At 39.1% G+C, this 10,946-nt stretch carries 12 protein-coding genes; 10 read left to right on the top strand and 2 right to left on the bottom strand.

Annotated features, from left to right (window positions below; genetic code table 11):
- Nucleotides 1-1,159 precede the first annotated feature (1,159 nt).
- The 3 genes from PEL01S_RS34325 to PEL01S_RS01725 all read left to right on the top strand — a co-directional run bounded on the left by PEL01S_RS34325 (nucleotide 1,160) and on the right by PEL01S_RS01725 (nucleotide 4,290).
- Nucleotides 1,160-2,527: a sensor histidine kinase gene (locus tag PEL01S_RS34325; RefSeq protein WP_163768611.1), complete on the top strand. Its 1,368-nt coding sequence runs from the start codon at nucleotides 1,160-1,162 to the stop codon at nucleotides 2,525-2,527.
- Between the two features lie 130 nt (nucleotides 2,528-2,657).
- Nucleotides 2,658-3,233: a sigma-70 family RNA polymerase sigma factor gene (locus tag PEL01S_RS01730; RefSeq protein ID WP_108531054.1), complete on the top strand. Its 576-nt coding sequence runs from the start codon at nucleotides 2,658-2,660 to the stop codon at nucleotides 3,231-3,233.
- Nucleotides 3,223-4,290: a hypothetical protein gene (locus tag PEL01S_RS01725; RefSeq protein WP_174806887.1), complete on the top strand. Its 1,068-nt coding sequence runs from the start codon at nucleotides 3,223-3,225 to the stop codon at nucleotides 4,288-4,290. Before PEL01S_RS01730 ends, PEL01S_RS01725 begins: the two co-directional genes overlap by 11 nt.
- A gap of 106 nt (nucleotides 4,291-4,396) precedes the next feature.
- Here the strand turns inward: PEL01S_RS01725 and PEL01S_RS01720 are convergent, their stop codons facing one another.
- Nucleotides 4,397-4,816 (bottom strand): GNAT family N-acetyltransferase, encoded by a 420-nt coding sequence (locus PEL01S_RS01720; protein ID WP_127459030.1) that lies wholly within the window; start codon nucleotides 4,814-4,816, stop codon nucleotides 4,397-4,399.
- A gap of 247 nt (nucleotides 4,817-5,063) precedes the next feature.
- Between PEL01S_RS01720 and PEL01S_RS01715 the strand changes: the two genes are divergently transcribed.
- The 7 genes from PEL01S_RS01715 to PEL01S_RS01685 all read left to right on the top strand — a co-directional run bounded on the left by PEL01S_RS01715 (nucleotide 5,064) and on the right by PEL01S_RS01685 (nucleotide 10,450).
- Nucleotides 5,064-5,792, top strand: a complete 729-nt coding sequence (locus tag PEL01S_RS01715; protein WP_127459029.1) for an ATP-grasp domain-containing protein — start codon at nucleotides 5,064-5,066, stop codon at nucleotides 5,790-5,792.
- A gap of 85 nt (nucleotides 5,793-5,877) precedes the next feature.
- Nucleotides 5,878-6,729 (top strand): barstar family protein, encoded by an 852-nt coding sequence (locus PEL01S_RS01710; RefSeq protein WP_127459028.1) that lies wholly within the window; start codon nucleotides 5,878-5,880, stop codon nucleotides 6,727-6,729.
- A gap of 52 nt (nucleotides 6,730-6,781) precedes the next feature.
- On the top strand, nucleotides 6,782-6,979 hold the full coding sequence (locus tag PEL01S_RS01705; protein ID WP_108531051.1) for a DUF4177 domain-containing protein: 198 nt from the start codon (nucleotides 6,782-6,784) through the stop codon (nucleotides 6,977-6,979).
- Between the two features lie 240 nt (nucleotides 6,980-7,219).
- A complete protein-coding gene (locus tag PEL01S_RS01700; RefSeq protein WP_127459027.1) occupies nucleotides 7,220-8,140 on the top strand; it encodes a DUF7638 domain-containing protein in 921 nt (306 codons plus the stop codon).
- 181 nt (nucleotides 8,141-8,321) lie between these two features.
- Nucleotides 8,322-9,071: a class I SAM-dependent methyltransferase gene (locus PEL01S_RS01695; RefSeq protein WP_127459026.1), complete on the top strand. Its 750-nt coding sequence runs from the start codon at nucleotides 8,322-8,324 to the stop codon at nucleotides 9,069-9,071.
- 445 nt (nucleotides 9,072-9,516) lie between these two features.
- A complete protein-coding gene (locus PEL01S_RS01690) occupies nucleotides 9,517-10,020 on the top strand; it encodes a hypothetical protein (RefSeq protein ID WP_127459025.1) in 504 nt (167 codons plus the stop codon).
- A 22-nt stretch (nucleotides 10,021-10,042) separates the two neighbouring features.
- The gene (locus PEL01S_RS01685; protein ID WP_127459024.1) at nucleotides 10,043-10,450 is read left to right on the top strand and encodes a hypothetical protein; all 408 of its coding nucleotides are present in this window, start codon (nucleotides 10,043-10,045) and stop codon (nucleotides 10,448-10,450) included.
- Between the two features lie 83 nt (nucleotides 10,451-10,533).
- On the opposite strand, the gene PEL01S_RS34890 is transcribed toward PEL01S_RS01685, so the two are convergent.
- Nucleotides 10,534-10,938, bottom strand: a complete 405-nt coding sequence (locus tag PEL01S_RS34890) for a hypothetical protein (RefSeq protein WP_218032542.1) — start codon at nucleotides 10,936-10,938, stop codon at nucleotides 10,534-10,536.
- Nucleotides 10,939-10,946: the final 8 nt, after the last annotated feature.

The raw sequence follows: 10,946 nt of genomic DNA, 5'->3' as shown, positions 1-10,946 counted from the left end.
ATATGTTTCTACGGAAGATAACGGTAAATCATTTATTAGATGGTTTACATTTTGGGGCAAATCGACGTTCTTTAATTTATGGACGACATAGTGTAACTGTGAAGTTATCTGGATGGTTTTCATGGTGTACATCCCTTCTGATCATATTTTACTAGAAGTAGTATATCAAGGAAATTTCACAAAAGTAAGTATATAGGGAGTTGTTATGCAAAATAAAATTGTAGTCTGGTTGTTTTTAGCGATTTTTGCGGGGATTCAAATTTGGTGCTCTTCTACCGTATTTAAATTCATTTTTATCGGAATTGATCTTGAACTAAATCAACAAAATGAGTGGGTTATTACAGAAATATCCAAGGAAGGCGCTGCTAGTAATCTTGACATAAAAATTGGAGATATCGTCAAACAAATAGATGGAGAAGCATCTAATGTAAATCTTATGATTTCTAGATGGGGATCAGTGGAGCAAGCCGAAAAATTAATTATTTTTCGCGATGGGCTTGAGCACGAAGTTCTAATTGATAACCCAAACGACATGACCTACGATATTGTTCCCTTACTTGAGGAAGGTTTATGTTTGTTTATGGCTGGATTGTTGTTTGTGAAGATGCGACATTCTAAATCGGCTCAGTTTCTAGCCGTTGTCTTTCTTACATGTGCAATCATTTACATGAGCTTGGGAGCTTCTGTACGAGGAGATATTGTTGGAAAGTTTCTAATGAGTGAGTTTATGATTTTACTGCCACTTATTTTTTTTCATTTTCTAGTTGTTTTTTTTAGGGAAAAAGGAAATATCCGGTTACCTGCATGGATTCTGAACTACTGGTACTGTATCTTTATTATATGGACCGGAATAAATGCCTTACATTTCTATCCGCCACTGACGTCCACCATTTATAAATATACAGGTGCCTTTACTTTGTTATGTTTTATTGCGGGCTTCATGTTCAATATCGGCATCCTGATAGTATTGTATTTCAAAGTACGCAGAGAAAAGTCTTATTTATCAAGTATTGTTAAGAGTGTTTTATTCTCCTTATTTATTTCGTTTTTACCGGTTATCTGTTTCTCGTTTATCCCTGAATTGATTGCCTCCTATCGAATAATAGATGCCATCTATACAAGTTGGTTCATTTTATACTTCCCGATCTCATTCGCATACTTGATTGCCTCGAACCAATTGTACGATATCGGTCTGGTGCTACGACGCTTCGGTTTTGCTTGTCTGCTTGCCCTTGTGCCGTCGGGATTGTTTACCGCAATCTTCGCATTCCTATTTCAAAATCTGGCCGATGAAAAGCAGATCTTGTTTGTTTTTGCAGGCTCTGTCGCCATGATTTCCTTCGTTCTATATTCGGTTGAATATTTTACAACGAGACTTGAAGCGTTTTTATTTCCGAGAAAGTTCAGGCTGCGTACCGCTTTGAAGAAAATTTCCAAGAACCTAGGAGTCATCTCAAGCTTTCGCGAGCTGAAGGACATCGTACTTGTCGATATTGTTCAGACGCTTGAAGTGATGGGCGGGGCCATTGTATTCCGGTACGAGCATGATACCGAGATCATCGCTGAAGGGGACATCGATGCGGCCGAAGTTAAACAGCTGCTCCAAACGTCGGCTTTGTCCGAACACCCGCTGTACACCTGTATCGAGATTCACCGGCATGAACAATATACCAGCTATTTGGTTATCACGCGGAATAAAGCGAATACCTTGCTCGGCAAAGAAGAGATTCAATGGCTGCATTTGATTACCTCGTACCTGGAGGTCAGTTTGGAGAATGTTCACCTGATACGCAAGTTGACTGCGAAAATGCAGCTTCTTGCTTCGCAGCTTCCGAATGAGCAATCGGCGCAGGATATTCAGTGGTTCCGCAAAGTCATGTTCGAATTGCAGGAAGAGGAGCGGCTGCGGATCGCAGCCGATCTGCACGACACGACGATGCAGGATTTGTTTTTCCTCAAACGGAGATTCATTTCTTTGCTGGACAAATACGCGATGAATAAAGAAGATAAAGAGCATCTGAACAACATCGTCAATTTCGTAGAGATGATCAACAACAGTCTGCGCCAAAGCTGCTTCGAATTGAACCCGTTTCTGCTGAAGGAAATTGGGCTGATCGAAACGGTAAGGTCGTATCTCGACAAGGAAGCGTACCACGCGCCGTTCGTGCTCAAGTTCAAGGAGGAGAGGGCTTCCGCCATTGAAGCGAAGGATTTGACGACGAAGAAGCATATTTTTCGCATCATTCAGGAGCTGCTTAACAACGCGAAAAAGCATTCGCACGCTTCAAATGTAACGTTTACCATGACTGTCGCGGACCATGCTTTTGTATTAACTTATGAGGATGACGGTGTCGGATTCAAAAGTACGGAAGCGCGTCGCATGGAGATTGGATCTTCCGGGATGGGCGTAGAGCAGATGAAAGGCCGCGTCCTGCATCTGAACGGGCGGCTGGAGCTCGATTCGCGCGAGGGCGCCGGAACGAAGCTTGTCGTGACGATTCCGGTTCGGGAGACGATGTCCGTTTGAGCTGAATACGCTTGTCTTTTAAAGAAGAGGGGTGCGAACCCCTCTTTGCTATTGGGAATAAAGAACCGAACCTTTTTCCGATATAGAGACAATATAGGGTGTAAGCTGCTTACTCAGGAGGGCCCTCTGAATGCAAAGTGAGTATATGTACCAGTTACTCTTAAAAATGAAAGATGGTGATCAACAGGCGTTTCAAACGATGTATGATGCCACCTATCGGGATGTATACCGGACCGTCTCCTTTCTGGTGGATCATCAGCAGGATCGGGAAGATGTCATGAACGAGATCTATATGCAAATGTGGACCTCACTTGCCAATTACGATACGAACCGTCCTTTCCACTTCTGGCTGCACGGCTTGGTCATCCGCCAAGTGCAGAGATTTCGGGTCAAGAGCTGGAGGAGATTCCGAATTTTTGAACGCATTCGTATCTTTTCTCGGGAAGAGCATCATTGGGATGAGCCCACTGTGATCATGGAGGGGACGAACCAAGAGATATCGCAGGCAATCCAAAAACTGACTGACAAACAGCGAACGGTGATTATCCTCCGCTTTTTTCACGACTATACTCTTGAGGAAATCGCGACATTGCTTGGTATTCCGCTGGGTACAGTCAAGTCCAGATATCATGCTGGTCTCCAGGCGCTTCGAAAAAACATAGGGAATCTCCTCCCGGAAAGGATGGAAAAGACCAATGCCTATTGAACGAAAAATCCGTGAACATCTGCTCAAAGAGGCAGAAACGATGGAGTGCCCTCCGGCCATTACCAAACGAATTGAACAATCGTATTCTCAATATGTACAACGAAAAAGGAGCGAAAAACCCATGAAAAAACGATTAATTGGCGGATTAGTTGCCGCTGCGATTTTGATTCCAACCGCGGCATTTGCGGCCCCTCCCCTGATTGAAATGCTTACGAGAAAACCAATGACTGCTGAACAAGTCAAGGTGGACGAGGTCGGCAAAGCAACACTTGAGAAGCTGTATAGCGCATTTCCCGAAACAAAATCGTTTGAGATTATCGATGCAAGCTACCTTGGAGACTCCACGAATTCAACCGGTACGAAAACGATCCAACAAAGCATCGTACTGCAGGAAAAAGGAGGAACCGGCAAAAAGGTTACCCTTCATACTAACGGTATTACGGGTGAGATCCAAGACCTGACTCAAGAGAATTGGGAGCCTAAGGAGAAGCCGCTCATTACTTTAAGCGATCAGCAAATCAAGGCGAAGGTAAATTCCCTTATTGATAAAATGTATGGCAACATCAAAGAGTACGAGGTTGCTATGGAGCAAATGGAGAACTCGGATCAAAAAACGTTTATGTTGAATTACACCAAAAAGGGATCAAAAACACCGTTCTACCAAGTATTTGTTCAGGGCAATTCAATCAGTGTTGGGGTGGTCGGAGGTGAGACGACACCTTCAATCAATAAAGTAGAAGGTTATTTCTCCAAAAATGGCAAGCCTGATTATTTTGCTGATGACTTTTTAAACGATGAAAAACTATTTTCATTGCTAAAAATGAGCCCGACAGATTTAAAACAAGAATTAGCAAAAGATAAATCTGTTGTGGAGGTTGCAGCTTCCAAAAATGTCTCTAAACAACAAGTGATTGATGTGATTGCAAAAACACAGGTTGAAAAACAGTTTCCAGCTGAAGAAAATAGCAAACCTTTCATGGAACAAATGATGAAAGAAATTGAACCAAAAGTAGTCTACGTTATTGAACACAAAAATGAAACAACATTGAAGAAGTAGCAAGTTAAGGCGGATGAGATTGGCTAGGATATCGATAGTTGAATAAAAACAGCGTAGTCTAGGGCTTTATTTTCATGTCCCGGACTACGCTGTTTGTTTTATTAGATCAATCGCCTACTACCAAGAACATCCCTGTCATGCCGGGAGAATGGTTTTTGAATCCGAATTTTTCGTAAAATGCGTCTTTTCCATGTGAGGCGAATAGACCGACAAAACCGGCTCCAGAACAATGATCATTTATAAAGTTCAGCAGCTTCTCGATAATTTGCTTGCCTATTCCCATATTTTGATACTCGGGTAATACAGCTACGTCTTGTATATAATAGTACATTGCTCCATCGCCGACAATCCGTCCCATACCGATTACGTTTCCGGCGCTTATTGCAACTAAACAATATACTGAATTAGCAATGGATTGCTCGGTCATTTCTATATTGACTTGTCCCCAACCAACCGCCTCCCATAGTGTTTTATGTTCCAGAACGGTTGGGGGACGTTCGATGATTTCGTACGGTTTATTCGACATATGTAACCACCTGTCTTTAGAATTGGTGGTCGCTTGTATAGGAACCACCATAGATTATTTGAATTTTCCGATTGTGAACTCCATGTTTTTCAGCCCCCTTCCACATATTCCAAGTATATTCCTTATGCTTGAGTTACACAACGATTGAAACGATCTACCTTTTTCGACTTCTGTCTTATGAGATGTGGTATAATTTTACTATTGAAACAACTCGAAAACCAAGACCACTTTGAATGTAGGTGCTTAAATGAAGATATTTATAAGAAATAATTTTGACAACGAAATTGCAAGCCACAATTTTTATGCAGCCTACGACGGATTTAAACAAATGGGATTTGAAATTAATTATTTCAAAAATATAGCAGAATTATCTGATAGTAAAAAAGAGGATATAGTTGTTGGCTATGTTGACGATGTGAGAAAAGCACTTTTTAAACATAGCATAATTACACCTGAAATTGACTATCCAGAGGAATTAAGGGGTTACCTAGGCAGAAAGGTTTGGAATTCCAAACTAAGCATAATCGCGAATAACCCTGAGAATTGGAATGTATTTATAAAACCAGTAGAGGATAAAAAATTTACAGGGGTAGTAGTTAGAAGTACTAAGGATTTAATTGGTTGTGGTACATATGGTGAAGATCCAGAGATTTTATGTTCGGAGGTTGTGAACTTTGTAGCAGAATGGAGATGTTTTGTTAGATACGGAAGGATTTTAGACATTCGAAGATATAGAGGCGACTGGAGAGTACAATATGATTATAAAGTGGTTGAAGATGTTGTCAAAGAATACAGAACTGCTCCTAAAGGATATGCAGTAGATTTTGGATTAACAGATAAAGGGCAAACCCTATTAATAGAGGTTAATGACGGATATTCATTAGGATACTATGGGTTATTTTCGCTGGATTATGCCAAGTTATTATCGGCTAGATGGGCTGAATTGACCAATACAATAGATGAGTGTGATTTCTAATGAAACGGATTTCTTGTGATTACCATATTATGGAAGTCCCGTGTGTGGAAAAAATCAATGTTAATGTGGGAGATAAAGCGAAAAATTGAACTACTCCATTCTTGATCATGACAGTGAATTAACAATCGGATATTGTAGTGAAATCGTAGGTCTGAGCGGAAAGATCTATGAAGATGAGGATCATTTATATCATAAAATCCAATGTAAACAGTTTGTTTTTTGCAACGAGTTTAAGGAATATATTGTAAGAAAAAAACAATCGATGAATAGATCGGTGGATGTCTGTATTCTCGATAATGACAAGAATCCCATAGGGAGTTATACATTCCTCATATATGATGAAATTTATTATCATAAAATCGGATTTCCAGAGGATTTGCTGGATATTCAATTTAAAGGCTCTTTAGAATCGTTTGCAAATCATACGGAAATAGAAATTTGGAACAAGTGGAGAATATCTCCTCCTGTACATATCAATGAATGGGCCATTCTAGATGTACCAGGGAGAAGAGCATGGCTCAAAGCTGTCAAAAACTATAATCTGACTACACGGGAATGGAATAGAGATAGTGAAAAAGAGAATTTCTTTTTAGATGGAACATACGTGACGGATTATCCCTCCTTCTTTTGCGCAATGGGAGAAGCGATCAATGGTCCTGGAGGCTATTTTGGTTTTGATCTACCCTCGCTGAATGATTGCTTATGTGGGGGATTTGGTACTACCGGACCGTTCACTCTTACATGGAAGAATTACGGTGTCGCTCAAAAGTACTTAGATAAACATTCATGGAGGAAGCAAGTTAATTATAGACGACGTTTTATAAATAAACTTGTATACGAACCAGAGTTTTATTTTGAAGAACGGGCTAATAGGCCACTTATAGAGGCTCTTGTTGAAACACTAGAATACAGAGGTGTAAAAATAGTATCTGATTAATAGATTTTATGGCCAGCGCCTTTATTCAGATAAAAGAAAGGAATATGGAGCTATGGAACGATGGGAATATAGAACTCTTAAGTTCTTCACAAAAGGTTTCTTTACTGGAGGAACGTTAGATATAAAAGAATTTGACAACGAACTTAATGCAATGGGATCAAATGGATGGGAACTTGTATCCTGCTTTGATACAAGCCAACATCAAGGATCTTCAAAAGAAGTCATTTGTGTGTTCAAAAGAAAGAAATAGGCAATGAAAAATCCATTTTATTGGAGCTGCGTTAAGGGAGTATTTCAAAGTTGGACATAACAGATAAATTAATTCGCGCTGTACTAATTCTAATAACCATGTTCGTATTACGTTCTATTAATGAGTATCTCTTATCTAATAATATAATTACTCCGAAACAATCCAAATTTCTACAATTTGTTATACTTATATTGCTCATTATTCTAGTAACAATCTCTATTTTGGAGGGTTATCATTCCAATGCAAAAAATTAGTAGACAAAAAACAATAGAGGGTACTCGTATCCCGGGTATTATTAAAAATATGCAATATCACTATATAAATCTTGATGTATACGAAGATGGAATGATCAATTGTTGGGAGTTAGTTGATTTAAAAGGGCTCAAAGAAAAAATAGAAATCAATTGGCTTGTTCCAAATGTTCCGAATGGAGAGATTCTATCCATTTTTGGGTTAGGAGCATATAAAATTAAATCAGCAAGATGGAATTATGACAAAAAAAGTTATTATATGCAGATAAAGAATACAATAGAAAAGCTAAATCCTAAAATGAGTAATATTTACACTATTTCAAAACACGAAAAGGAATTATTGGAAAAGAGGAAAGTTACATACTCACCCGAAGCAAAAGATTTTTATGTGAAAAGTGAAATGTTTTATCAAACAATTGATGGTAAAGGGTTCACGATCTTTATGAACCACAAGGACATCAGTTATTTGGTAAATTTAGTGGTTTATAAAGATGGACGAGTGACTTGTTATAATTCGAGTTTTGAATTTAATTATGATTTATCTGAATTAGAACAATTATTTAGAAATGGAACTTTCTTCACCGATTTCAATACTCCAACTGAAATTGTTTTGGATAATTTTGCGAAAGTAACGCTTGAAAAGGGGCTTTATGCAACTGAACAAGAAGATAAGTATAAGGAACTAATCGATCTATACTCTGAACTGAATGATAAGAAAACGTCATTAGAAAAATGTAGAGAAGCCTATTATAGATATCTTGAATATCCTTCTGACTATTCTAGGGAGAAACTTAAGGAACTGTACGAGCTTATCCCGGAGCATGAAAGAAGATACTTGGGCGATATGGATAGTAAAGATTCAGATTATGTGAGAATCATTTATCGTCCTGAAGATAAAAGAGAGGTTTAGACCGATAAATGAGGTGAAATGGATGTCTTTCCGTATCGTTCGAGGTATGTAGTTTTCGGGCTGGAAAAAACGCGTACCAGCCATCAAGGGGGAGGTCTGCCCTTTTGATCCAGAAGCTACACATTGAATGATATCGGTCATCTGTTTTGTGGTTATTATCCTCATTAGAAGGTGAATAATAATGAATTCAATAGACTATAAACAATTTTATGATAAAGTTGGAAAAACCAACGGATGGGATTTCAGCAATGTGAAATGTATCTCGGAAGGAATAAAATGGGACTTCTACAGCGAAGTAACAAAGGCATGCAAGAAGTCGGATTTGTTACTGGATATCGGCACAGGCGGTGGCGAAGCGATTTTAACCATAGCTGAAGCCGCATTGCTGCTAGTGGGGATTGATCAATCAACTGGAATGATCGAAACCGCAACTAACAATTTGGCCAATTCAGGTAGAGCGAATGTTCGTTTTCTACAGATGGACGCCCAAGAACTACTTTTCCCTGAGAATTTCTTTAATATAGTTTCTTGTAGACATTCGGTTTTCTATGCTAAAGAAATAGCAAAAGTGTTGGTTAAGGAAGGCATATTCCTGACTCAGCAAGTAAGCGAAAATGATAAGTTAAATATTAAAGAAGCGTTTGGAAGAGGGCAAGCGTTAGGGATAACTGGAGGTACATTAAAACATCAATGCATTGCCGAATTGAGCGAAGCGGGCTTTACACATATACAGTCATTTGATTGTAACGTCATTGAATTTTACCAGACGGCCGAGGACCTGATTTTTCTTTTGAAGCATACTCCAATTATTCCTAACTTTGGGCAATCCGAATTTGATTTTCAAATACTTCAACAATTTATTGCGGAAAATCAAACTGAAAAAGGAATTAAAACCAACTCGGAACGTTTTATGATCATTGCCAGGGTATAGGGATATCCTGTGGGCAATAGGAAGGACCTCCTTCAGCTAACCTTAGTTCGGCAGTATTCCGGACTAAGGTTATTTAGTTTTCACTTTATCCGATGTGTGTGTGAACTTACATAAAATAGAACATGAATATGTCCGATATATATTAAGTTCAAGGCTTGGCAAAATGGGGCGGAAGTCTAATGTGAGGGATGATTCGTGTTAATAATACAAGCAATCGTTCTACTATTATTATCAATAGGATTTTTATTTTTTCCCAAATATATGAAGTACTATAGAACTGATGAGCTTTTCTTGCCGGTTCCGGAGCCCCCATATTTTATAATCGTTGTTAGAAGAGCAGTTGGTTTTTTACTTCTTTTCATCAGTCTATTATTTATTGGTTTTGTTCGAAGTTACTATTAAATGTACGCTAGTCCTGATTCCTCTGAACCTAAAAGGTGAACCAATGCGAAAAAATAAATTGATCATGGTATCCGCTGCTTTAATTTTAGTGGCATATCTTTGCGTTCAAGAATTACCGGTTAAACATGCCGTGTCCGCTGAGTTTGATTACATCCCTAAAGGGGGGCTTCCTTTAGGTGAAATTGAGATCATCGCCGAGCATTCGGATGCATCGGGAGCCGATTGGAAAATACTTGGCTACAATAATCATCTATTTCCTTCCGCTAACGGCTACATGTATGTTGAAGGCGCAAATCCGATGGATGAGCTAAGCGAGTTTCTAACTATTTATGATCAGGGGTCGTCGGGAGGCAAGAAAAACAGATTTATCCTTAAGGGAGTGTTAGAGAAACGAGAAGGTCCTCGTTATAACGAACAAGATGGAAATTTGGTTCTTGTTTCCAAGGAGTGGGGGATTCTTTATCCGATTCGTGGAAGAGATGTTTTTAGACCTTTGGCTTCCGTATCCTATCTGTCGAAATGGGATTATAAGGACTCCAGCCGATGAGGGATACGATTGAGGTGATCTTTTGAAAAGAATTTGCTTATTTTTAATTGTAGCCCCTGTTCTATTTCTTCTGGCAGTCATTTATTATTACGTCGATCAACCTAAATTTATTGATATAAAAACGAACTGGTCCGAGAAAGAGTTTAGTAATGGCATTGAACTAAAATATGACTATTTCGATGGTGAGAAAAGAATCCCGATTAAAGCTATAAAGGGCAGTAAAATAAAAGTAGACTACACAATCGGCGGAAAGGGAGGACTCTCCACGTCATTTTTAGATCAGAATGGCAAGTTTGTTAAAATTATTCCGGAAGGAGGCACAGTAAGTATTATGGCTGAGAAGGATGGGGAGTATTTCTTCGTCATAAAAGGAAATAAGATGGAAAATGGATATATAAAAGTAAGCTGGAAGATTGAAAGTGGATCGTGACCCAAAGAAAGCAGAGTAACCTTCGAAAGGCTACTCTGCCTATAAAGCCGTACCCCAAAGTTATTTTCCGGATCTTCCAGGTATCATTTGTTAAATCCATACTTGCTCAATAAGGCTGTGATCTCGGGATTGTCCCTGAAATAAGCGTTTAAGGAGCCTGCGTCGCCATCTGGGTCGTTGTTCCTGATTCTGCAGGAGCAGATGATGGGGTATTCGTCGTTAATTTGCACCCCGAGCATAAAGCCAGTACCGATATGAATATTGTCAGCTTTCGTAAAAATAAGTTTTCCATGCTTCTCTCCGCTAATTTTTTCTAAAATTTGTATCCAACATGCACAATAGTACCAGTATATAGCAAAATGATATGCAGAAATAGGCTTTTCAGAAAAAATGCCAGCCTGCTGCAGGCGGTATTGAGCGTGATTTTCTCTGAAAGAGAGCAGGTTGAGTTTGGTAATTTTGCAGGATTCCCATAAAATGCATTCCAAGGTAAGCT

Source organism: Paenibacillus elgii NBRC 100335 (genome assembly GCF_004000865.1).
In the GTDB taxonomy this organism is placed as follows: Bacteria; Bacillota; Bacilli; order Paenibacillales; family NBRC-103111; genus Paenibacillus_G; species Paenibacillus_G elgii.
The sequence above is the reverse complement of the archived record's forward strand: the minus strand, read 5'-3'. Positions and strand labels throughout refer to the sequence as shown.